Annotated in this window: 18 protein-coding genes; 6 read left to right on the top strand and 12 right to left on the bottom strand. The window is 66.0% G+C overall.

Annotation, left to right across the window (positions count from 1 at the left end):
* Window positions 1-12: 12 nt before the first annotated feature.
* Window positions 13-627, top strand: a complete 615-nt coding sequence (locus DVO78_RS08675; protein ID WP_238385215.1) for an ANTAR domain-containing response regulator — start codon at window positions 13-15, stop codon at window positions 625-627.
* A gap of 31 nt (window positions 628-658) precedes the next feature.
* On the opposite strand, the gene DVO78_RS08670 is transcribed toward DVO78_RS08675, so the two are convergent.
* The 4 genes from DVO78_RS08670 to DVO78_RS08655 all read right to left on the bottom strand — a co-directional run bounded on the left by DVO78_RS08670 (window position 659) and on the right by DVO78_RS08655 (window position 5127).
* Window positions 659-2287, bottom strand: a complete 1629-nt coding sequence (locus DVO78_RS08670; protein ID WP_120004418.1) for an HNH endonuclease — start codon at window positions 2285-2287, stop codon at window positions 659-661.
* A 426-nt stretch (window positions 2288-2713) separates the two neighbouring features.
* Window positions 2714-3727, bottom strand: a complete 1014-nt coding sequence (locus DVO78_RS08665) for an SdpI family protein (protein WP_120004417.1) — start codon at window positions 3725-3727, stop codon at window positions 2714-2716.
* Complete coding sequence (locus DVO78_RS08660) at window positions 3724-4086, bottom strand: GntR family transcriptional regulator (protein WP_120004416.1); 363 nt, start codon at window positions 4084-4086, stop codon at window positions 3724-3726. The genes DVO78_RS08665 and DVO78_RS08660 overlap by 4 nt, the downstream gene beginning before the upstream one ends.
* A gap of 204 nt (window positions 4087-4290) precedes the next feature.
* Window positions 4291-5127 carry a siderophore-interacting protein gene (locus DVO78_RS08655; RefSeq protein ID WP_157983956.1) on the bottom strand — a complete coding sequence of 279 codons (837 nt, stop codon included), beginning with the start codon at window positions 5125-5127 and terminating at the stop codon, window positions 4291-4293.
* Between the two features lie 224 nt (window positions 5128-5351).
* Between DVO78_RS08655 and ilvD the strand changes: the two genes are divergently transcribed.
* Window positions 5352-7103: a dihydroxy-acid dehydratase gene (ilvD, locus tag DVO78_RS08650; protein ID WP_120004414.1), complete on the top strand. Its 1752-nt coding sequence runs from the start codon at window positions 5352-5354 to the stop codon at window positions 7101-7103.
* A 12-nt stretch (window positions 7104-7115) separates the two neighbouring features.
* Here the strand turns inward: ilvD and DVO78_RS08645 are convergent, their stop codons facing one another.
* The 8 genes from DVO78_RS08645 to DVO78_RS08610 all read right to left on the bottom strand — a co-directional run bounded on the left by DVO78_RS08645 (window position 7116) and on the right by DVO78_RS08610 (window position 16904).
* Window positions 7116-7889 carry a FadR/GntR family transcriptional regulator gene (locus DVO78_RS08645; protein ID WP_120004413.1) on the bottom strand — a complete coding sequence of 258 codons (774 nt, stop codon included), beginning with the start codon at window positions 7887-7889 and terminating at the stop codon, window positions 7116-7118.
* Window positions 7890-9686 (bottom strand): dipeptide ABC transporter ATP-binding protein, encoded by a 1797-nt coding sequence (locus tag DVO78_RS08640; RefSeq protein WP_120004412.1) that lies wholly within the window; start codon window positions 9684-9686, stop codon window positions 7890-7892.
* Window positions 9683-10570, bottom strand: a complete 888-nt coding sequence (locus DVO78_RS08635; RefSeq protein ID WP_120004411.1) for an ABC transporter permease — start codon at window positions 10568-10570, stop codon at window positions 9683-9685. The genes DVO78_RS08640 and DVO78_RS08635 overlap by 4 nt, the downstream gene beginning before the upstream one ends.
* The gene (locus DVO78_RS08630; RefSeq protein WP_120004410.1) at window positions 10567-11511 is read right to left on the bottom strand and encodes an ABC transporter permease; all 945 of its coding nucleotides are present in this window, start codon (window positions 11509-11511) and stop codon (window positions 10567-10569) included. The genes DVO78_RS08635 and DVO78_RS08630 overlap by 4 nt, the downstream gene beginning before the upstream one ends.
* 21 nt (window positions 11512-11532) lie before the next feature.
* A complete protein-coding gene (locus DVO78_RS08625) occupies window positions 11533-13077 on the bottom strand; it encodes an ABC transporter substrate-binding protein (RefSeq protein WP_120004409.1) in 1545 nt (514 codons plus the stop codon).
* A gap of 18 nt (window positions 13078-13095) precedes the next feature.
* On the bottom strand, window positions 13096-14532 hold the full coding sequence (locus DVO78_RS08620; RefSeq protein WP_120004408.1) for an amidase: 1437 nt from the start codon (window positions 14530-14532) through the stop codon (window positions 13096-13098).
* A 117-nt stretch (window positions 14533-14649) separates the two neighbouring features.
* Entirely contained in the window at window positions 14650-15432 is a 783-nt protein-coding gene (locus DVO78_RS08615) for an SDR family NAD(P)-dependent oxidoreductase (RefSeq protein ID WP_120004407.1), read from the bottom strand.
* 8 nt (window positions 15433-15440) lie between these two features.
* Window positions 15441-16904, bottom strand: a complete 1464-nt coding sequence (locus DVO78_RS08610; protein WP_120004406.1) for an aldehyde dehydrogenase family protein — start codon at window positions 16902-16904, stop codon at window positions 15441-15443.
* A gap of 181 nt (window positions 16905-17085) precedes the next feature.
* Between DVO78_RS08610 and DVO78_RS08605 the strand changes: the two genes are divergently transcribed.
* The 4 genes from DVO78_RS08605 to ilvC all read left to right on the top strand — a co-directional run bounded on the left by DVO78_RS08605 (window position 17086) and on the right by ilvC (window position 21878).
* Window positions 17086-18231 (top strand): 3-isopropylmalate dehydrogenase, encoded by a 1146-nt coding sequence (locus DVO78_RS08605; RefSeq protein WP_120004441.1) that lies wholly within the window; start codon window positions 17086-17088, stop codon window positions 18229-18231.
* Between the two features lie 233 nt (window positions 18232-18464).
* Window positions 18465-20288 (top strand): acetolactate synthase large subunit, encoded by a 1824-nt coding sequence (locus DVO78_RS08600; RefSeq protein WP_120004440.1) that lies wholly within the window; start codon window positions 18465-18467, stop codon window positions 20286-20288.
* 2 nt (window positions 20289-20290) lie between these two features.
* The gene (ilvN, locus tag DVO78_RS08595) at window positions 20291-20815 is read left to right on the top strand and encodes an acetolactate synthase small subunit (RefSeq protein ID WP_120004405.1); all 525 of its coding nucleotides are present in this window, start codon (window positions 20291-20293) and stop codon (window positions 20813-20815) included.
* 37 nt (window positions 20816-20852) lie between these two features.
* Window positions 20853-21878, top strand: coding sequence for a ketol-acid reductoisomerase (gene ilvC, locus DVO78_RS08590; RefSeq protein ID WP_120004404.1), 1026 nt, complete (start codon window positions 20853-20855; stop codon window positions 21876-21878).
* Window positions 21879-22053 lie beyond the last annotated feature (175 nt).

Below are 22053 nucleotides of genomic sequence, written 5' to 3'. Positions count from 1 at the left end.
ACAGAGGAGAACCTGGCGCCCGAGGCTGCGCCGGATCAGGCAGGCACTGCGGAGGGCACGCAGCGACGGGTCCTGGTGGCCGAGGATGAGACGCTGATCCGGCTGGACATCGTGGAGATCCTCACCGGTGCCGGATACCAGGTGGTTGGTGAGGCGGAGAACGGCGAGCGGGCCGTGGAGCTTGCCCGCGAGCATACGCCCGACCTGGTGGTGATGGACGTGAAGATGCCGGTCATGGACGGGATCACCGCGGCAAAGACCATCGCTGAGGAGAAGATCGCCCCGGTGGTCATGCTCACCGCGTTCTCCCAGCGGGACCTGGTGGAGGCCGCCCGTGAGGCCGGAGCAATGGCCTATGTGGTCAAGCCCTTCGGTGAGAACGATCTGATCCCGGCCATTGAGATCGCCGCGGCACGGTTCGAGGAACTTCGCGCGCTGGAGAGGGAAGTCTCCTCACTGGCCGAACAGTTCGAGACCCGCAAGCTGGTGGACCGGGCCAAGTCGCTGCTGATCTCCACGATGGGCCTGAGCGAGCCACAGGCCTTCCGATGGATCCAGAAGACCTCGATGGACCGGCGGCTCACCATGCGTGAGGTGGCCGAAACGGTCATCGAGCAGATGGGCTGATCGGGGCACTCTGCCTGGCTGTACTGATCCGTCAGTGTCTCTGTACAGGTACCTGCTGTCCGTTCAGGCTTTCTGTGCTGTCCCTTGTTCTGGTCGCTGCGCTGCCGACTGCCCAGGCTGGTGGTGGCCCCTGGTCGCTGAGCCAGTCAGGGGGTTCGTCCCATGTGCTGGTTCCGGAAGGGCGGGCCCGTTCATCGGGAGGATGCTGGTGACCGGAGGCGTTCTCTCCGGGCATGGTCAGCAGTCCGTGGGATTTTACGGTGTGGTGTTCTTTGCAGAGGGTCTGCAGATTTGCTGCCGTGGTGGCACCGCCTTGCTCGTGCGGCGTCCTGTGGTCGATCTCGCCGCTCCATGCAGGGCGGGTGCAGCCCTGTGCTCGGCATTGGCCGTCTCTGAGCAGGACGGCTTCTTTGAGCTTTCCACCGGCGAACCGGGATGGTGAGGTCTTGGTCAGCAGATCGGCGTCCCGGGATAAGCCGAATCCGCCGGTGACTCCCTTGGCGGCGCTCCGGCTTTTCAGCGGCAGCACTGCACTGATCTCAGCCTCGCCCTGAGCGCTGGTGATTGTCCCGGCGGCGTACCAGTCGTGATCGGCGCGGGGATCCTGCGCGATTCGACGGGCCTCTGCGGCGGGCAGGACAAAGGAACCGTCCTCGCTGACCGCAGGGTCGTTGCCCTGCCCCGTGAGCGTCTCAGCTGGGACCAGGATGCCGATCTTCGCATTGATAGGTGCGCGAGGGCCTGAGCCGGAGTACTGGTTAGGGATACCGCTGGCGTTTTCACCATCAGAGCCGGACAGCTCGTGTCTCTCAGCGGTGCGTCCCACTCTGCCGGGCACGGTTGCTCCGGGCACGGTCGTTGCGGGTGCAGCGCTCAGCCTGGCGGAAAAGGCATCGGCCATGGCCTGGGTGAGAGACAGCCGGCCTCCGTCGTCGCTGTCATCGATCGGGTCGCTGCTCTGGGTGATGGCAGTTCCGCCGGCCGCAGCGTCGCGGTTTCCCCTGACGGTTGTCCTGGCTTCAGCCTGCAGTTCACGCTCCAGGGCCACCACGGAGACAGTGGGCAGTAGGGCGTGGATTCTGGTCATACCGTCGTCGCGGTGGGTGAAAGCCACATAGCGGTTCTTCTTCGCCCGTTCGCACCGGGCGCTGTAGGCCTCCGTGTCAAGCTCCGGAACTCGGCGTTTGACCCATTGGTCGACCTCGCTGATGTTCATCCCCGGAGTCTTTTCGGCTGCTTCAGCATCGAAGGTCGGCAGGATATCGTCCCGGTGGGCGATGTCCTCTGCTGCCTGGGCGGCGCGTGTGGCCCGGCTGAGGTCAATGACCCCGGTCCTGTAGGCCTCCCAGGTCTTGGGCAGTGTGTTCTGCAGAAACAGGGCGGATTCCATGAATCTGCGTACCGCACTGGTGGTCATGCCCAGCACCACGGCGGCATCCTGGAGGACGGCTTTTTCGACAGCCCGGCGGTGAAAGGTATGCCTGTCTTTGGCTTCTTCCAGTTTCCGGGCCTTATAGGCCAGAAGGGACTCGACAGCGGCAGCTTCGGCCTTCCGCATCATCGCGTGCTGCTTCCACGCGTCAGCGAGCTCCGCTTCCCGGGCCAGAGGGGCCAGGTGATCCGGCAGAACCGGTGCGGGTAGCTCGTCGCTGCACTTCATGGTTCGATTATATGTTCGAGTGTGAGAGGGGTCAAGTATTTTTTAGAATGTTTGTTCTATTCTTGAAGGGTTTGGTGATGGTTCGCTCGGTTTGACCGCCGCACCACAGCCGGCGAGATCCACGGCCCTCCTATGGGAGGGCGGAGGGATGCCACCGCCATGCGTGCCGCCACCAGGTGTTCGAGCTGTCGTCTTCGACGTGGGGAGACTCTGATTGATGAGTCGCGCGCCTGGTGCAGGCAGGCCGATCTCGCTGGTGTGACGCCAAGCATGCAAAGGCCTCATATGCAGATCTCGGCCTCTCGCCGCTGTCAGAGCTTGCTGAGGGATTCCGCCGGACCTGGCTCTGAGCAGCACACTGCCAGCAAGGCTGTGGCCGTTTGAGAAACATCGCGTCGAACCGGTTGCCCGCAGCGTCGCTGAGCGTCACGGAGTGCGGGAGCGCTGGGCCTTGGCGTTGAGCAGGGCAGAGGCTGTGGCGGCGTCGTCGACGGTGATCACGGTGCGCCGGTCGCCGGTGCGTAGGACCTCAAGCGCCTCTCCCTTGCGGATGATCACTCCGACCGTGCCGCTGAGATCCATCACCGAGGCCCGGATGCCCCAACCGCCGAACTCGCCGATCGGGTGCTCCACCTGCCGCACCTTCGATCCCTCCACCTCATCGGCGGGGATATGCAGACGGGGCCATCCCAGGGAGCTCCTGGCGGTCAAGCCGCCCGAATCGATCCTGACCTGCCAGACCAGCATCGTCGCCACCAGCAGAACCGGTAGCAGTGCCAGAACCAGGGTGAACCACATGCCGGAGATCCACGCAGTGAATGCCATCAGTGCTGTGTATGCTGCCGCCGCCAGCGCTCCCCACAACAGGACTTTCGGGCCGGGGGAGACCCGGCGGATCCACACGGCACGTTCGCCGGGCCTCAGCTCCGCCTGCGCTCCGGAGACCTCACCGCTGGCCGGCATCCTGGGGTCCTTGCCGGCGGTGGCCAGAGCCAGCGCGGCGGCGGAGAGTCCGACTCCAAGCGCGATCAGCATGCCAAGGTCGATGCTCGCGGGAGTACCACCGGGCTCGAGGTCCAGCTGTGTGACAATCACGACCACAAATATCCCAGCCTGGAAGACCGACAGTCCCGCGGCCGTGCCCAGCACGGTGCGCCGGATGAAGGAGGTCCGCCCGGTAATCAGCGTGAAGAGAGCCAGCACGACGACGCCCGTCACCGCAAATCCGCGCAGGGGCCACAGCAGCTCGGCCACCGAGCCGTAGCGGTTAACCCCGCCAGGCCCCCAGTGCAGAGCCACCTCGTCCGGCAGCCGTGGCAGCCAGCTGCGGACCAGTGCGAACGCCGCACCGGTGACAGTGACCGGGACGACGACGCCCCACAGCACTCTGCGGCCGAGATGGGGAATCGGTGCCCTGGTCTGCTTGGCTGGGTTGCTCATGCGGTCTCCTCCACAGGGTGTTCGATCATAGTGGCCACCGCTGACAGCGGCAGGCCCAGGCGGCGCGCTTCCTGGCGTACAGCGTCGAGTGCCTCGGACAGGCGCTGATAGCGCTGGGCAGAACGGGCGGTGATCACTGCTCCACGTCCGCGCCTGAGCTCGATCAGACCCTCGTCGCGCAGCAGCTGGTAGGCGTGCAGCACCGTGTGCTGGTTGATGCGCAGTGATTCGGCAAGTTCGCGTGCGGCAGGCAGGCGCTCGCCGTCGGCAAGCTCCCCGTCCAGCACAGCGCGCCGCACCTGCGCAGCCAGCTGTTCGAACAGCGGGCGCTGTGAACTGGTGTCAATGCGGAACAGCATGGGATCAGTCTATTTATTCTAGTGGAAATAGAACAAATGCTTGACTGCGGTGAAGGGATTGGCGGCCTTGATATGCGCCCTGTGGTGGCAAGGAACCTGGCCTGTGTGGTCGGGTTGAGAGGTCCCGCATGACCTGAAACGGTGATGTCAGGTAGGCGGACTGGCACGCGGCGTGGCGACGGGCTGGGCCGTGCGACCGTTCTCTCAGCGAAGGCTCTTGTCCTTCCAGTATCCGGAGGAGTAGCCGTCGGACTTCGAGAGCCCCCACTCGTGGCGGATCCAGCTGCGCAGAGGCTTGATCGACGTTGATTCCCCGGCGATCCAGGTGAAGACGTAGCCGGCGGGTCGAGGCGAGGCCATCACGGTGCCGGCAAGGTCCTGCGGAGGCAGAACCCAGCTGATCTGCATTCCTGGCGGAGCCGTCAGATCCTGCACAGAAGTCTCCGCCGGTATCTTCACGAAAACATGGCCACCGGCGGTGCTGGGCAGCTGTTCGAGCCAGCGGGCAACCCCCGGCAGGCCGGTCTGATCGCACACCATCAGATAAAAGTCATAGTCGTAGGAGACCCGGTAGCCGGATTTCGGCCCCAGCACATAGGTGGTGGCACCAGGCTGCACCGAACGGGCCCAGTCAGAGCCGGGTCCCTTCTCATGCAGCGTCACATTGATCTCCACACGCTGGGTCTGGGACCAATAGTTGCGCACCGTGTATTTTCTCGACGGCGGTGCTGGCTTCTGCCACACCGGCCACAGGCCCCTTGTGCCCTCTTGCCACTGGGGTTCCGGCACCTCCGGTGCGCCGGTGGGCGGGACCACTACCCGTACATATTCGCCCATCAGCGCCTGGGATTCGAACGGCTCTCTCGGGGATGGTCGTACGGGGGCCATCACCACTCGCCTCATCGTCGGGGTGATGTCCTCTGCGGTTTCCACAGTCATCGGCGTGAATCGCAGAGGATAGCTGATTTTACGCATCGGACGCGGAGCCTCTGAACGCACCTGGACTTCCTGCTGAGCGAAAGCTGCCTTCTTCTTGCCCATCGAGGTCACCTGCTCTCTTAAGGCTCAATCGTACTTTTTGCTGAAGGTGTTAAGCGAAGTATGCGTAGTGCAGCGCCGGGGAAAGGCGCGCTGGAGGCGACCGTGGTAGGGCGTCTCCAGCGGTTCTCAGAGCGGGCGCAGAGCACCGCGCGCGGCTTCCCACGTTGTGAGACGTCGCTGACCGGGTGTGAGCCTGTCGGAGGCACCGGCGTAATATGGCACACATGTCCGCACCCACTGAAGAAACCACCGCTACACCACCTCAAGCCGTCACCGGCCCCTCAAGCCCGGAGAAGCCACGCTCCTGGCAGGTCACCGACGGCTACACCCGAGCCCCGGCACGCGGAATGCTGCGCGCGGTCGGCATGGGCGACGAGGACTTCGCCAAGGCGCAGATCGGCATCGCCAGCTCCTGGAATGAGATCACCCCCTGCAACCTCTCGCTGGACCGGCTGGCCAGAGCCTCCAAGGAAGGCGTGCACGCCGGCGGCGGCTACCCGCTGGAGTTCGGCACCATCAGCGTCTCCGACGGCATCTCCATGGGTCATGAGGGAATGCACTACTCTTTGGTCTCCCGCGAGGTCATCGCCGACTCGGTGGAGACCGTCATGCAGGCAGAGCGCCTGGACGGTACGGTGCTGCTGGCCGGCTGCGACAAGTCGCTCCCCGGGATGCTCATGGCCGCAGCTCGTCTGGACTTGGCCAGCGTGTTCCTCTACGCCGGATCCATCATGCCCGGCGTCGCGAGGTTCTCCGACGGCACAGAGAAGGAAGTCACCCTCATCGACGCCTTCGAAGGTGTGGGAGCCTGCGCCCGCGGCACCATGAGCGAAGAGGACCTGGACGTCATCGAACGTGCCATCTGCCCCGGCGAGGGCGCCTGCGGCGGGATGTACACCGCCAACACCATGGCCTGCATCGGCGAGGCCCTCGGCCTCTCCCTGCCGGGCTCGGCCGCCCCGCCCAGCGCCGACCGCCGCCGGGACGCCTACGCCCGCAAATCCGGCGAAGCCGTCATCGAGCTGCTGCGTCAGGGCATCACCACCCGCGACATCCTCACCAAAGAGGCCTTCGAGAACGCCATCGCCGTCACCATGGCCTTCGGCGGCTCCACCAACGCGGTCCTGCACCTGCTGGCCATCGCCCGCGAGGCCGGCGTGGCCCTGGAGCTCGAAGACTTCAACCGGATCGGCGACAAGGTTCCGCACCTGGGTGACCTCAAGCCCTTCGGCCAGCACGTGATGGTCGACGTCGACCGGGTCGGCGGTGTCCCGGTGGTGATGCGTGCCCTGCTGGACGCCGGACTGCTGCACGGAGACTGCCTGACCGTCACCGGCAAGACGGTGGCCGAGAACCTCGCCGAGATCAACCCGCCGGACATCGACGGCACCATCATCCGCACCCTGGACAACCCCATCCACCACAACGGCGGCATCGCAGTGCTGCGCGGCAGCCTCGCGCCCGAGGGCGCGGTGGTGAAGTCTGCCGGCTTCGACGCCGAGATCTTCGAGGGCACCGCCCGGGTCTTCGAACGCGAGCAGGCAGCCTTGAAAGCGCTCGAAGAGGGAGTGATCACCGCCGGCGACGTGGTCGTCATCCGCTACGAGGGGCCCAAAGGCGGTCCCGGCATGCGCGAGATGCTGGCCATCACCGGCGCCATCAAAGGAGCGGGCCTGGGCAAGGACGTGCTGCTGATCACCGATGGACGGTTCTCCGGGGGGACCACAGGGCTGTGCATCGGGCATATCGCGCCTGAGGCGGTCGACGGCGGCCCCATTGCCTATATCGCCGACGGTGACAGGATCCGGGTGGACATCGCTGGACGCACCATCGACCTGGAGGTGGACGAGGCTGAGCTCGAAGCCCGCCGGTCCAGCCCTGACTGGAAGCCGCTGGCCCCGTACGTCACCACCGGAGTGCTGGGCAAGTACGCCAAGCTGGTCCGCTCAGCGGCTGAGGGCGCCTACTGCGGCTGAGGAGGAGGTCCCTCAGCCGACGAGGGGCTCGAGGACGGCGAGCTCCTGGTCGGTGAGCCGGTCCTTGTAGAACCGGTAGATGTTCTCGGTGGCCAGCTTCCGGGCTCCCACGGCGTCACCGTCGTGGATGTATTCGGTCAGCGCAGCCGCATCCTGAGCAGAACAGCGCAGCCGCTGTACCAGCGCGGTGCTGCCAGGCTCATCGCCCAGACGTTGCCGGGCAAGCGTGGTCAGCGCGCCGTCGACCGCTTGTCCGGTGGCCTGCAGCAGCTGGTTGCCGGAGGCGGCACGGATGGCGCTGTGGAAGTTCGAGAGCAGCACGCCGAACTCCTCGGGCAGGTCGGTGTCGGCACCGGCTGCTCCATCGGCCAGGGCCATCAGATCTGCGGCGCGGGCAGCGATCACCTCCTTGGCATCCTGGTCGCCCGACGCCGCGGCCAACAGAGCCGACTGCCCCTCCAGAAGCAGCCGGAACTGGATGAGATCGGCCCGTGTGGTGCCCTCCTGGTACGTCATCCGCAGCAGTGGGCGTTCCAGGGCCTCGGGGGTGAAAGGCAGCACCTCAGGTCCGCGGGGATCACCTGCGCGGGTGTTGACCACACCGGTGGCATGCAGCACACGCATGGCCTCACGCACGGTGGCCCGGGAGACCGAGAAGGTCTCCATCAGTCTCCGCTCGCCCGGCAGCCGGTCACCAGGGTGGAGGTTCCCCTCGCGGATCCCAGACTCGATCTGCTCCACGATCATCTCGTAGGAGCTGATCTTCTTCACCGGTTCGAATCGCATCTAGCTCACCCTATCTCTGATCCTTGGGATGGCCGCGGCCAACTCAGCGGTGTAGGGGTGCTCAGGCGAGGCGAACACCGTCTGGGCGGGTCCGCATTCCACGATGCGGCCGGCATTCATCACCGCGACCACATCACAGCTGTGACGCACCACGTTGAGGTCGTGGGAGACGAAGACCATGGTCAGCCGATATTCCTGAACCAGGTCCTCCAGCAGGTTCAGCACCTGTGCCCGCACGGAGACGTCCAAGGCGGAGACCGCCTCGTCAGCGATCAGCACCTTGGGCCTGGTGACCAGCGCGCGGGCGATGGCGATGCGCTGACGCTGCCCTCCGGAGAACTCATGCGGGTATTTCTTCGCGGAGCTGACCGGCAGTCCGACCTGCTCCAGCAGCTCCTCCACACGGTGGCGGCGCTCGGCGGAGTCCGCTCGGCGCAGCGGTTCGGCAATGACATCGGTGATGTTCATGCGCGGGTCCAGTGATCCCATGGGATCTTGGAAGACGATCTGCATGCTCTCGCGAAGCCACCGAAGCCGACGCTCTTTGCGTCCGGTGATGGTCTCTCCGGCGACCTCCACATGGCCCGAGGTGGGATCATCGAGGGCTGTGAGCAGCCGCAGCAGAGTCGACTTCCCGCACCCGGACTCCCCGACGATGCCGAAGCGCTGACCAACGGGCACGTCGAAGGACACCCCGCGCAGCGCCGGCACGACTCGACCGCGGCCGAAAGGCCCGTGCCTGCCGTAGGTCCGGGTGAGGTCGCGGACCCTGATCATCGGGTTCTCCGACTCGTTGAAGACCGGCTCTGGGCCTTCCGCCGGCAGGGTGAGGTGCTGGACGCCCGGTGCCTTGGGAGCCTCCGGCTCAGTGGTCGGAGTGTCTTGTTCGGCGGGGGAGCCCTTCTGGCAGTCCTCGGGTGCCATCGGCTCAGCCCCAGGGCGGTCCAGTGTCAGCAGCCGCCCGGTCTCAGGGTGCGTGGCCAGGGAGGAAGCGGCGATCAGCGCGCGGGTGTAGGGATGCTCCGGTGCGGTGAACACCCGGTCGATGGGTCCGCTCTCCAAGATCTTTCCGTGGCGCATGATGAGCACCCGGTCGCAGACCTCTGAGACCACACCGAGATCATGGGTGATAAACAGCAGCGACGCCCCTGCGCGTTCGACCTGTTCGGTCATCAGCTTCAGCACCTGCCTCTGAACGGTCACGTCCAGGGCGGTGGTGGGCTCATCGGCCAGCAGCAGCTCGGGCTCATTGGCCATTGCCATCGCCAGCATGACCCGCTGCCGCTGCCCCCCGGACATCTGGTGGGGGTAGACCTTCGCGGCACGGGCAGGCTCGGGTATCCGGACCGAAGAGAGCAGCTCCAGCACGCGCGGGGTGAGGTTCTTGGTCTTCGGCCGGTGGATGGCGATGATCTCAGCGAGCTGGTCGCCGACCTTCATCAGCGGGTTGAGTGCGGTCATCGGCTCCTGGAAGACCATGGAGAGCCGGTTGCCGCGGATGGCTGCCAGCTGATTCTCCGTGGCGGTGAGCAGGTCCACCCGTCCGCCGCCGGCACCGGTCCGATCCTTGGGCGGGCCGCCGTGGAGCGCAACGCGGCCCTCGGCTCGCAGGCCCTGCCCCAAGAGACCGATGACAGAGAGGCAGGTCAGCGATTTTCCGGACCCGGATTCGCCGATGAGACCTACGCGCTCGCCGCGGGAGATCTTGAAATCGATGCTACGGACCAACTGATTCCTGCCGCTGCTGACGGTCAGGTTCTCTACGCTGAGCAGGGGCTCTGTGTCGGTGAGGCTCAACGGGCCACCTCCATCCGGGGGTCGAACCGGTCTCTGAGCCCGTCTCCGAGCAGATTGAACCCCAGCACCGCCACGGCCACGGCCAGCCCTGGCCACAGCACGTTCAGAGGCGCCACATGCAGGACGGCTTGACCGTCCTGCAGCATGCGTCCCCAGGAGGCAGTGGGCGGGGGAGTGCCCAGGCCCAGGAAACTCAGCGCCGCTTCGGCGAGAATGGCGATGGCGAAGCCCACTGTCGCCTGAACGATGAGAATTCCCCGGATATTGGGGAGCACATGACGCACCGCCAGGTAGAGGGGGCCCCGTCCTGCTGCGCGGGCGGCGAGGGCGAATTCGCGGCTGAGCACCTGCAGCGTGCCGGAGCGCACCACTCGTACCACTCCCGGGGCCAGGCCCAGGCCGAGCGCGATGATGGCTGTCAGCGTGCTTGGGCTGAAAACAGCGGCCAGAATGATGGCCAGCAGCAATGCCGGGAACGCCTGGAGGATGTCGTTGCCGCGCATCATCCACATCCCGGCCCCACGGTCGGTCATAGCCGCGATGATGCCCAGCGGGACACCGATGGTGAAGCCCACAGCGACGGTCCCCAGCCCTACCAGCAGCGGAACCCGGGACCCCGCCAGCAGCATCGAGGCGGTATCGCGGCCCAGCCCGTCGGTCCCCAGCCAGTGTTCGGCTCCAGGGGATGCCAAGCGGTTGACGGCATTGGTGGCGGTGGGGTCCTGGGGGGTCCAGAAGAGGGACGCCAGCGCCATGAGCAGGACCAGCGAGACCAATGCGCTGCCGGCGATGATCAGCGGAGTCCCACCGCGGCGTCGCCTGCTGGGATGGGCCTGTTCAGTGGGTTCCGCGGCCCCGGCGGTGTCTGCGAGTCTTTCTCTCATGAGGCGCTCCTGAGGCGGGGATCGATGATCGGGCGCAGAAGGTCCACCAGCAGGTTGACCACCAGGACCAGGATGACCACACACATCACGATGGACTGGATCATCACCAGGTCACGATTGGCCACCGCCCGGATGAGGTTGGATCCCAACCCAGGGATGACGAACACCGTTTCAATGACCACCGCGCCGATGATGAGGTTGGCGAACTCGATGCTGGTCACCGTCACCACCGGCACCAACGCGTTGCGCAGTCCGTGCCGGATCAGGGCCGAGCCCGGTGTGAGGCCTTTGGCCCTGGCCGTGCGCATGAAGTCCTCCCGCATCACCTCAAGGACTGCGGCCCGCGTGTAGCGGGCCAGGATGGCGCCGTTGACCAGGCCGAGGGCCAGTGCTGGCAGCGCGATGTGCCGGAAGAAGTCCACCCCGGCGGCCGGTGCTGCCCATCCTCCCGAGGGCAGCCAGCCCAGTGCCACGGCGAAGATCGCGATGAGAAGCAGACCGGCCAGAAAGTTCGGGATCGAGATTCCCAACTGGCTGATCGCGGAGAACAGCGTGCCCTCGGGCCGGTGGTGGCGCACCGCCGAGAGGATGCCCAGCGGCAGTGCGATGAGCACGGCCACGCAGATGCCTCCGAGCACCAGCAGCAGCGACACCTGGAGGGCGTCGAACACCTGGGGCCCCACCGGGGACCTGGAGGCGTAGGAGACCCCCATGTCCCCGGTGAAGAACCCGGTGACCCACTCGACGTAACGTACTGGCAGCGGCCTGTCGACGCCGAGCTGCTCGCGCAGCGCCTGGACCTCCTCCTCGCTGGCCTGCAGCCCCAGCTGCGCCCGCGCCGGGTCGCCTGGCAGCACGCCGAGGAGGAAGAAGACCACGGCCGAGGCGACCAGGACCGTCAGGATGAAGATCCCCAGACGGCGGAGCACAGTCAGCAGCACAGTTATCCCCCGGTGGTGGGCTTACTCGGAGACGGTGACGTCGGAGAGGTCGATGCCCACGCCCAGGTCGTTCTCCGGCAGCCCGGAGATGCCCGATGTGGCCAGTCCCACGTTCGGCGGGTTGTACAGCCACACGGCGGGGGTGTCACCGACGATATGCTCGGTCAGCTCCTGCATGGCTGTCACATACTCTTGGTCATCGGTCGCCGCTGCAGCCTCAGCGAAGAGGTCCTGGGCTTCGGCGGAGTCGTAGCCCCAGTAATAGTCAGGGTTGGCGAAGTTGGCCATGTTGCGGGGCTCGACGTGGTTGATCACCGCCAGGTCGAAGTCCTGGTTGACCATGTTCTCCTCCACCCAGACGGCGGGAAACTCCTGGGTCTCCAGAGTCACCTCGATGCCCACTGCCCGCAGATTGTCCTGGATCACCTGGGCGGCTGCTTCGGCGTAGGCTCTGTTGGGCACATTGAACGTGAGCGAAATGTCATCGATCCCTGCCGAATCCAGCAGATCTTCTGCGGTGTCGGGATCGTACTCGTAGGTGCCGGAGAAGTCGGTGTAATAGGGGTCGGTGGGCACGCTGGGGCCGCCGAGGACCTCCCCGTAGCCTGCGGTGGCGGCAGCCAGGACCGATTCCTGGTCGATGGCGTGCTGGATCGCGGTGCGCACCTCGGGATCGGCGAGTGCCTCATGATCATCGTTCATCGCCATGACGACCACACCCTGGGTGGAGCCCACCACCATATCGATGTCCGGTTCCTCCTCGAAGCTCTCGAGCTGGTCGTAGGCCTCGGAGCGCAGGATGGCGTCGACGCCCCCGGTGCGGATGGCATTGGCCGCTGCTGAGGCGTCCTCGTAATAGACCAGCTCGGCGGAGGCCACACCGGCCGGCTCGCCCCAGTAGTCGTCATGGCGCTGCAGCTCCATGCGCACGGCGTTCTCATAGGAGACGAACTCGAAGGGTCCGGTGCCGTTGGCCTCGGTGGCCAGGTCTTCGACACTGTCCGGGTCGAACATCGTTCCCAGGGGGCCTGCCAGCCAGAACAGAGCGTCGTAGTCAGGCTCAGAGAGCACCACGGTCACCTCGTGGTCGTCGACGATCTCCACCGACTCGACGGCGGAGAGAAGCTCGGGGGTGTTGGCGGACCATTCGTCAAGGCGCTCCAAGGAGAACTTGACGTTCTCGGCGTCGAACTCCGCGCCGTCGTGGAAGGTCACGCCCTGCTGGAGCTGGAAGGTGTACTCCAGGCCGTCGTCGCTGATCTCCCAGGACTCGGCCAGCAGCGGCTGGATCTCTCCCTCAGCGTCGATGCGCACCAGGCCCTCGTAGACGTTGTAGAGCAGAGCCTCGAATATCGCCGCACCGCCGGTGGTGGTGTAGTCGAGATTGGCCGGCACGGCGAACATGCCGATGCTCACATGTGCCTCCGAGACCTCGGTGCCGTTGCCGTTGTCCGACTCGTCGGCGGGGGTGGTCGCCTCGTCGGCGCCTGCGTCGCAAGCGGTGAGGGTGAGTGCGCTGATGGCCACAGCGGCGGTCAGCGCGCCGGCGGAGGGAACTGTTCTCATCGTCGTTGTCCTTTTCTCTCAGGGTGCGGGGGTGAAGTGCTCTGCGGGTGTGACCTGGGGCCAGTGAGGGGAAGCATCCTCCGGGCGTTCGGCTTCGAAGAACGCCGCTGCGGCCAGGGCCAAGCGGTCCTGGTGGCGGCCGGCGGCGATCTGGACGCCGACGGGGCTTCCGGCGGAGGTGAAGCCGGCGTTGACCGATGCCGCCGGCATGCCGGCGAAGTTGTAGCCGACGCAGAAGTGGATATGGGACATGGCGGCCTCCACGTCATTGGAGGGCATCGGCCACTCCGCGGGAAAGGCGGGGTCGGGGGAGACCGGGGAGAGCACGACGTCGAGCCCCTCAGCGGCTCTCAGGACGCTGCGGGCAAGGTCGATCTGGGCGTCGTGGGCCTCCAGCGCCTCCTCGGCAGTGATCGCCGAGGCTCCCCGGCACCACTCGGCGATGAATGGCAGCATCTTGGCCTGCTGCTCCGGGCTCAGCTGCTGGTACTTCCGCCAGTGGCTGGCTCGCCAGAACTTGTCGATCAGGCTCACCGTCCCCGGTGCGAGGTACGGGGGAACCTCCACGATCTCTGCGCCGGCGGCGGCAAAGGTCTCGGCGGCGCGTTCGATGATGGAGCGGATCTCCGGATCCAGGGGGGCGCCGTCGCCCACCTCCAGCACCAGGCCGACTCTGCGGCCTGCGGGGTCGAAGCTGAGGTCGGTCCAGTTGGTGCCGGTGTCCTGCAGGGACCAGGGATCTGCAGGATGCTCTCCGGCGAGTACGCTCATTGCTCGTGCCAGGTCAGCGACGGTGCGGCCCATGGGGCCAATGGTACGTCCCGGGTAAGGGGGGTCGACGGCGATGGTGCCGTAGGTGGGCTTCAGCCCGGCCACCCCGCACCAAGAGGAGGGCAGCCGGATGGATCCGCCGATGTCGGAGCCGAGGTTGATCGGGGCGTAGCCGGCTGCTGAGGCCGCCCCGGCCCCGCCTGATGAGCCGCCGGGACTCCATGCCAGGTTCCACGGATTGCGGGTGATGGGGTGGGCCGAGGCGATGCCGGAGGAGAGCATCCCCAGTTCGGACATGGTGGTCCGGCCCAGAACACAGGCACCTGCCCGCAGCGCTTTGTCCAGCACCGGGGCATTGCGCTCAGCGGGCACAGGAACAGCCGAGGCGGACCCCAGAATAGTCGGTCTGCCCGCTGCTTGCTGGTTCTCCTTCAGCGTGATCGGGACTCCGTCGAGGGCGGAGAGCGGCTTCCCCTGCTCCCAGCGGCGCTGTGAGTCAGCGGCGGCACTGAGGGCCTCGTCGTCGTACCTGTCGTACATGGCCCGCAGCGCCGGTTCGAGCTGGTCCATCCGGTGCAGGCAGGAGGCGACGACGTCGACCGGACTGAGCTCTCCTGAGCCGTATGCAGAGGTCAGCCGGCCGGCGTCGAGGTCCGTGAGGTGAGAGGCGGTCGGAGTGTCCATGTGTTAACCCTGCTGCTTCCGGTATTTCGAATGTGTGACATCACGGTAAAAAGTGCATTACTGGTCAGACCAGTAGAGTGTCGAGAACGGCCTGAGCTGACCCAGGTTCGGCGACTATCAGGGCTGTGTCGGGGGTGTGAAGCGGCCGTCCACCGAGGTCCACCCCCCGTCCACCCGAAGGCTGCTCCCGGTGACGTAGCTGGCGGCGTCCGAGGCGAGGTAGACCACCGCTCCCACCAGCTCGGAGGGTCTCGACCACCGGCCCAGAGCGTTCTTGGTCGCGTAGGCCCGGTACCACTGGGGGTCGGCCTTGATCTGCTGGGTCAGGGAGGTCTCCACCACGCCGGGAGCCACTGCATTGACCCGGACCCCGGCCTCGCCGAACTCGGCGGCCGCGGTCTTCACCAGCTGCACGGCACCGGCTTTGGTCGCGGCGTAGACCGACTGGCCCGGCTCCACCATCTGCTCCCTGATGGAGGAGAAGACGATGATGCTTCCGTTTCCGCGGCTGACCATCGTCGCGCCGAAGTACTTGATGACGGCGAACGTCCCCTTGAGGTTCAGCTCCACCACGCGGTCGAACTCCTCCGGGGTGTAGTCCAGGATGCGCTTGCGGACATTCATCGCCGCGGTCAGCACCACCACGTCAAGGGCCCCCAGATCCTGGGCGGTGCGGCGCACTGCCTCGGTGTCGGTGACATCCAGCGGCAGGGCTTCGCCGCCCACCCTGGCAGCACTGTCCTGGGCGAGGCCGAGATCCTGGTCTGCGCAGATGATATCTGCCCCATGGTCGGCAAGGGCCTGTGCGGTCTCCGCGCCGATGCCGCCGGCGCCGATGATCAGTGCGCGGCGTCCATCCAGCCGGAACAGGTCGGTGTAGCTGGTCTTCTCTGAGGACATGGGGCTGCTCATTCCGGCCTGATGATGGCCATGCGGGTGACGGTCAGCTCTTCAATGGCGAACCGGGGCCCTTCACGCCCGATACCTGAGTCCTTGACCCCGCCGTAGGGCATGATGTCCGAGCGGAAGCCCGGCACCTCGTTGACGACGACGCCTCCGACCTCGAGCTCATCGAGAGCCCGGAACGCGCTGGCCAGCGAACGGGTGAAGATGCTGGCGTGCAGCCCGTAGCGGGAGCGGTTGACCGTCTCCAGTGCGGCCTGGAGATCGGGCACCGAGCGGACAGCGACCACGGGGGCGAAAACCTCCTCGCACCACGCCGCCACCGATTCCGGCACATCCAGCAGCACAGTGGGCTCCACGGTCCCGGCAGTCTCTGCGCCGCCGTGAACCACTTGCGCCCCGGCCCGCTGGGCCTCTGCTATCCAGTCCAGGGTGCGCTCAGTGGCTGCCTGGTTGATCAGCGGCGCCACATCGGTGGCCGGATCCCGCGGGTCGCCCACCCGCAGAGCCTCGACCCGGGGAGCGAGCTCGGCGAGGAACTCCTCACGCACGGCCTCGCAGCAGATCACCCGTTGGACTGCTATGCAGGCCTGGCCGTTGAAGTAGTATCCGCCGCGCACCACGGCCTCGGCGGCCTTGGCGAGGTCAGCCCCGGCGTCAACGATCAGTGCCGCATTGGAGCCCAGTTCCAGCAGGGTCTTCCGTGGCGCGGCATCTCTGGCGATCTGATGACCCACGGCGTCCGAGCCGGTGAAGGACACCGCAGCCACCCGCTGGTCGGTGACCAGTGCACGGCCGACCTCGGCGTCCCCGGTGACCACCTGCACCATCTCCTCCGGGGCACCGTGTGCCGCAGCTGCCTCACGGACCAGGGCCGCAAGCCACAGGGTGGTCAGCGGAGTGGCCGGTGCCGGTTTGCAGATCACCGGACAGCCGGCAGCCAGGGAAGGGGCGATCTTGTGGCTGGCCAGCAGCAGCGGCGCGTTGAACCCGGCGATGCCGACCACCAGCCCAATCGGCTTGCGGGTCCAGAACCCGTGCATCCCCGCTCCCGAGGCCTGCATGTCCAGCGGCACCGTCTCCCCGTGGATATGTGCCACCTCTTCGGCGGAGGCCGACCAGGTGAACAGCGTGCGGGAGAACTCCATCTCGCAGTCCCGCCGCACCTTTCCGGTTTCGGCGATCAGCAGGTCGACGAATTCTTCCCTGTGCCCGCTCAGGGCGTCATGGACGTGCAGAAGGACTTTTCGCCGGACCTCGGAGGTGAGTCCGCGTACCGGCTTGACGGCGGCGGACCCGGCGGCCAGGGCCTGGGCGGCATGCTCGGGCTGACCAACCGGCGCCTGGGCGACCACTGACCCGTCATAGGGGAAGATCACCGGGGAGGTGGGCATGCCCCGCACCCACTCCGACCCGATCGGGAGACCTTCAGGAACGGTTGGCGGCCCGGTTCCAGGGCGGTGGCTCATCGGGGCGGTCCTCCTCGCTGGGTGGATGGCATGGTGTGGGACTATTGGCAACGAATTACTGGTCAGACCAGTGTCAATCAGTGATAGTTTGATCCAGATCACACTCTGCGGTCAAGCCTCATCCCAGAATCCGGCTCGACGCAGCCCGCCGCAGGTCACCACCGAGAGGACCAGAACACAGATGAGCTCATACACACTGGCCGTCATCGGAGGCGATGGAATTGGACCAGATGTCACCGCGGCAGCACTAGCCGGCATGAAAGCCGCGGCGCAACGGTTCGGCTTCACCCTGGAGACCACGGATTTCAACCTGGGCGCTGAGAACTACCTGCGCACCGCACAGGTCATGGACGACCACACCGTTTCAGCGCTGAGAGCCCACGATGCCGTCCTCCTGGGCGCAGTCGGTGATCCCCGGGTGGCTCCGGGCGTTTTGGAGCGCGGCCTCATCGTCGCCCTGCGGGTTGCCTTCTCCCAATCGGTCAATATCCGCCCGGTGCGTCTCTATCCCGGCGTCCAGAGCCCCGTGAGGGGCGTGACCGCGGAGAACTGCGATCTGGTGGTGATCCGGGAGAACACCGAGAGCCTGTACACCGGAGGCGGGTCCCTCTCCCACCTGGGCACAGAGAACGCGGTCGCCATCCAGAACTCACTGACCACCGCCACCGCCACTGCAGAAGCCGTGGAGTTCGCCTTCCGCCTGGCCCAGGCGCGACGTCGCCGGGTCACGCTGTGCCACAAGACCAACATCCTGGTCCACGCCGGACAGCTGTGGCAGGAGACGGTTGAGCACATCGCGCAGCGTTACCCCGGGGTGCAGCACGACTATGTGCACGCCGACGCCATGTGCCAGCATCTGCCGCTGGACCCCGGGCGGTTCGACGTGGTGGTCACAGACAACCTGTTCGGAGACATCATCAGTGACCTCGGTGCCACGGTGCAGGGTGGTCTGGGGCTGGCCGCCAGCGCGAACTACAATCCGGCAGGATCAGCCCCCAGCATGTATGAGCCGGTGCACGGCTCGGCCCCGGATATCGCCGGCAGAGGTTGGGCGAATCCCGCCGCGGCCGCACTCTCGGCTGCGCTGTGCCTTGCTGGGTGGGGTGAGCGTCAGGCGGCCCTGGCCCTGGAGGCCGCGGTCGCCTCCGTCCTGGCGGAGCTGCCGGCCATGGCCGGACCGGAGATGGGAAGCGACACCGCGGAACTAGGGCAGCGGATTGCTGAACAGGTGATGAGCATCGAGCCCTCGCCCAGCGAGAATGAGAGATCCCTGATGAGCGCGTTGAGCCGCCTTGCCCGGCAGGGAGGCCATAGAGCGTCCGAATAGTGAGACAGGTGTGGCGGGGGTTGACTCAGATCACGGAAGGGCGGAAGTATAGAGACATGCGCCAGATGCTAGTGGTAGTAGTACCCGTCATTGCCCCCGCCGGGGCGTGAACGGTAAAGCTCATCACGAACTGACGCAAACCGATCGATAACCCCGGCACGAGGGCCCCGCACAGGGACTCCGCTGGCCGGGGTTTCGTCTGTGCAGGGGCAGATAGGGATTGGACAGTGACCATGTTGACCACCACCACGGCCGACCGCCGGCTCTACGGGCCCGGGCGCAGTGTTGCGCCCGAAACTGTCACCGGCAGCCAGGCGATTATCCGCAGCCTCGAGGAACTCGGGGTCACCGATGTCTTCGGCATCCCCGGCGGCACCATCCTGCCCACCTATGACCCGCTGATGGATTCCCAGCAGCTCAACCACATCCTGGTGCGTCATGAGCAAGGTGCCGGCCACGCGGCAGAGGGCTACGCGATGGTCACCGGCAAGGTCGGAGTCTGCTTCGCCACCTCCGGGCCGGGCGCCACCAACCTGGTGACCGCGCTGGCCGACGCCCATATGGACTCGGTGCCCATGGTGGCGATCACCGGCCAGGTCAATGCCTCAGTGATCGGCACAGACGCCTTCCAGGAGGCAGATATCGTCGGTATCGCCACCCCCATCACCAAGCACACCTTCTTAGTCACTGATCCCGACGAAATCCCCCGGGTGATGGCCGAGGCCTTCCACATCGCCTCTTCGGGACGTCCCGGGCCGGTGCTGGTGGACATCACCAAATCTGCCCAGACTGCCCAGACCGCCTTCTCCTGGCCGCCGAAGATCGGCCTGACCGGATACAAACCGGTGACCCGGGGCCACGCCAAACAGGTGCGGGAGGCTGCCAAGCTCATCGCCGCGGCCAGTAAGCCGGTGTTCTACGTGGGCGGTGGACTCATCAAGGCTGAAGCCGCCGAAGAGTTCACCGCGCTTGCCGAGGCAGTCGGTGCCCCAGTGGTCAACACTCTGATGGCCCGCGGTGCTTTCCCGGACAGTCACCGGCTCAACGTCGGCATGCCAGGCATGCACGGCAGCGTCTCCGCCGTGGCCGCCTTGCAGCAGGCTGACCTGCTGATCACCCTCGGAGCCCGGTTCGACGACCGGGTCACCGGCCAGCTGGACTCCTTCGCCCCCGAGGCCAAGGTTATCCACGCCGATATCGACCCCGCCGAAATCTCCAAGAACCGCTATGCAGATGTGCCGATCGTCGGCTCGCTCAAAGAGATCATCCCTGAGCTGAAGACCGCGGTGGAGGAGGCCTTCACCAAGCTTCAGCGTCCCGACCTCGGCTCCTGGTGGCAGCGTCTCAGCAGACTGGTGGAGACTTACCCCCTGGGCTGGACCGCCCCCGAAGACGGCGCCATCGCACCGCAGAAGGTCATCCAGAAGATCGGCCAAGCCTCAGGCCCGGAAGCGGTCTATGTAGCCGGCGTCGGCCAGCACCAGATGTGGGCGGCTCAGTTCGTCGGCTACGAGCGGCCCCGTCAGTGGCTCAACTCCGGCGGGCTCGGCACTATGGGCTACTCAGTCCCCGCCGCCATGGGTGCGGCAGTCGGCAACCCGGACCGGACCGTGTGGGCCATCGACGGTGACGGCTGCTTCCAGATGACCAACCAGGAGCTGGCCACCTGCGCGATCAACAACATCCCCATCAAAGTCGCCGTGATCAACAACTCGTCCCTGGGCATGGTCCGTCAGTGGCAGACGCTCTTCTACGAGTCCCGCTACTCCAACACCGATCTCAACACTGCGCTGAACCCTAGCGGGGAGGAGATCGTCCGCATCCCCGACTTCGTCAAGCTCGCCGAGGCCTATGGCTGCGTAGGGCTGCGCTGCGAACGCGACGAGGACATCGACGCGGTCATCGCCCAAGCCTTGGAGATCAACGATCGCCCAGTGGTCATCGACTTCGTAGTTTCCCGCGACTCCATGGTGTGGCCCATGGTCCCGGCAGGAGTCTCCAACAGCGACATCCAGGTGGCCCGGAACCTCACCCCAGACTTCGACGAGGAGGACTGACCATGCAAAAGCGTCGCACACTCTCGGTCCTGGTCGAAGACGTCCCAGGCGTCCTGGCCAAAGTCGCCGGGCTCTTCGCCCGCCGGGCCTTCAACATCCATTCCCTGGCCGTGGGTCCCTCAGAGGTCCACGGGCTCAGCCGCATCACCGTGGTGGTCTATGCCGATGCTGAGCTGCTGGAGCAGATCACCAAGCAGCTGAACAAACTGATCAACGTCATCAAGATCATCGAGCTGGAACCGGGCAGCTCCGTCCAGCGCGAACATCTGCTGATCAAGGTCAGGGCCGACGCCTCGGCAAGGCTGCAGGTCACCCAGGCGGTGGAGCTCTTCCGCGCCAAGATCGTGGACGTCTCGACTGACTCGCTCACCGTGGAGGCCACCGGGGCGGCCGATAAGCTCGACGCGCTGCTGAGTGTGCTCGAGCCCTTCGGTGTCCGGGAGATCGTCCGCTCGGGCACCTTGGCCATCAGCCGCGGAGCCAAATCCATGTCAGAAAAAGTCCTGGCTGAGAAACCCATCAAGTAAACAGACCTCGATCACCACACACTACAAGGAGAACACCGTGACTGATCTCTATTACGACGACGACGCCGACCTGGGCCTGCTGGCCGGAAAGGCAGTAGCCATCATCGGCTACGGCTCCCAGGGCCACGCTCACGCGCTCTCCCTGCGCGATTCCGGTGTGGACGTCGTCGTCGGGCTGAAAGAGGGCTCGTCCTCCCGTGCCAAAGCCGAGGAGCAGGGCCTGAAGGTGGCGACTGTGGCCGAGGCTGCCAAGGCCGGTGACATTGTGATGATGCTGGTCCCGGACCAGCACCAGGCTGATGTCTACACCACAGAGATCGCCCCCCACCTGGAGTCCGGCAACGCGCTCTTCTTCTCCCACGGATTCAACATCCGCTTCGGCTACATCCAGCCCCCGGCCGATGTGGACGTCGCCATGGTCGCCCCCAAGGGCCCCGGCCACGTGGTGCGCCGGGAATACGAGGCCGGCCGCGGTGTGCCCGCACTGATCGCCGTGGAGCAGAACCCCACCGGTCAGGCCAAGGACCTCGCCCTGGCCTACGCCAAGGGCATCGGCGGCACCCGAGCCGGGGTCATCGAGACCACGTTCACCGAAGAGACCGAGACCGACCTCTTCGGTGAGCAGGCCGTCCTCTGCGGCGGTGCCTCGCAGCTGGTCCAGTACGGCTTCGAGGTCCTCACCGAGGCAGGCTACAAGCCGGAGATCGCCTACTTCGAGGTGCTCCACGAGCTGAAGCTGATCGTGGACCTCATGGTCGAAGGTGGCCTGACCAAGCAGCGCTGGTCCATCTCCGACACCGCGGAGTTCGGCGACTACGTCTCCGGCCCGCGAGTGATCTCCCAGGAGGTCAAGGAGAACATGAAGGGCGTGCTCGCCGACATCCAGTCCGGCGCCTTCGCCGAGCGGTTCATGAACGATCAGCGCAACGGGGCCAAAGAGTTCCAGCAGCTGCGCGAGAAGAACCAGAGCCACCCGATCGAGCCCACCGGCCGTGAGCTGCGCAAGTTGTTCTCCTGGATCCCCAACGACGACGACTACACCGAGGGCACCGCTGCGCGTTAGTCCCGCGGGCGGGCAGAGCCCGCTCCGCTCTCGGCTGGCTCGCGCCAGCCTTCACGCCAGAAGTCGCTGCTCCCTGACGTGGCCCGCACAAACAAACCGCCAGCGTTTGCACGGGTTCCTGACGTCAAGGGCCCTGCTTCGCTTGCAGCTCACGAGCTGTGAAGTGCCTAAGACG

This window comes from Nesterenkonia muleiensis (assembly GCF_003600155.1).
In the GTDB taxonomy this organism is placed as follows: Bacteria; Actinomycetota; Actinomycetes; order Actinomycetales; family Micrococcaceae; genus Nesterenkonia; species Nesterenkonia muleiensis.
Note: the sequence above shows the minus strand (reverse complement) of the source record. Positions and strands in the feature narration are given on the sequence as shown.

Bases quoted from the DNA above. Each gene is read 5' to 3' on its own strand.
- DVO78_RS08670 (WP_120004418.1), bottom strand. From the start codon at position 2,287: ATGAAGTGCAGCGACGAGCTACCCGCACCGGTTCTGCCGGATCACCTG.
- DVO78_RS08665 (WP_120004417.1), bottom strand. From the start codon at position 3,727: ATGAGCAACCCAGCCAAGCAGACCAGGGCACCGATTCCCCATCTCGGC.
- DVO78_RS08660 (WP_120004416.1), bottom strand. From the start codon at position 4,086: ATGCTGTTCCGCATTGACACCAGTTCACAGCGCCCGCTGTTCGAACAG.
- DVO78_RS08655 (WP_157983956.1), bottom strand. From the start codon at position 5,127: ATGGGCAAGAAGAAGGCAGCTTTCGCTCAGCAGGAAGTCCAGGTGCGT.
- ilvD (WP_120004414.1), top strand. From the start codon at position 5,352: ATGTCCGCACCCACTGAAGAAACCACCGCTACACCACCTCAAGCCGTC.
- DVO78_RS08645 (WP_120004413.1), bottom strand. From the start codon at position 7,889: ATGCGATTCGAACCGGTGAAGAAGATCAGCTCCTACGAGATGATCGTG.
- DVO78_RS08635 (WP_120004411.1), bottom strand. From the start codon at position 10,570: ATGAGAGAAAGACTCGCAGACACCGCCGGGGCCGCGGAACCCACTGAA.
- DVO78_RS08625 (WP_120004409.1), bottom strand. From the start codon at position 13,077: ATGAGAACAGTTCCCTCCGCCGGCGCGCTGACCGCCGCTGTGGCCATC.
- DVO78_RS08620 (WP_120004408.1), bottom strand. From the start codon at position 14,532: ATGGACACTCCGACCGCCTCTCACCTCACGGACCTCGACGCCGGCCGG.
- DVO78_RS08615 (WP_120004407.1), bottom strand. From the start codon at position 15,432: ATGTCCTCAGAGAAGACCAGCTACACCGACCTGTTCCGGCTGGATGGA.
- DVO78_RS08610 (WP_120004406.1), bottom strand. From the start codon at position 16,904: ATGAGCCACCGCCCTGGAACCGGGCCGCCAACCGTTCCTGAAGGTCTC.
- DVO78_RS08605 (WP_120004441.1), top strand. From the start codon at position 17,086: ATGAGCTCATACACACTGGCCGTCATCGGAGGCGATGGAATTGGACCA.
- DVO78_RS08600 (WP_120004440.1), top strand. From the start codon at position 18,465: ATGTTGACCACCACCACGGCCGACCGCCGGCTCTACGGGCCCGGGCGC.
- ilvN (WP_120004405.1), top strand. From the start codon at position 20,291: ATGCAAAAGCGTCGCACACTCTCGGTCCTGGTCGAAGACGTCCCAGGC.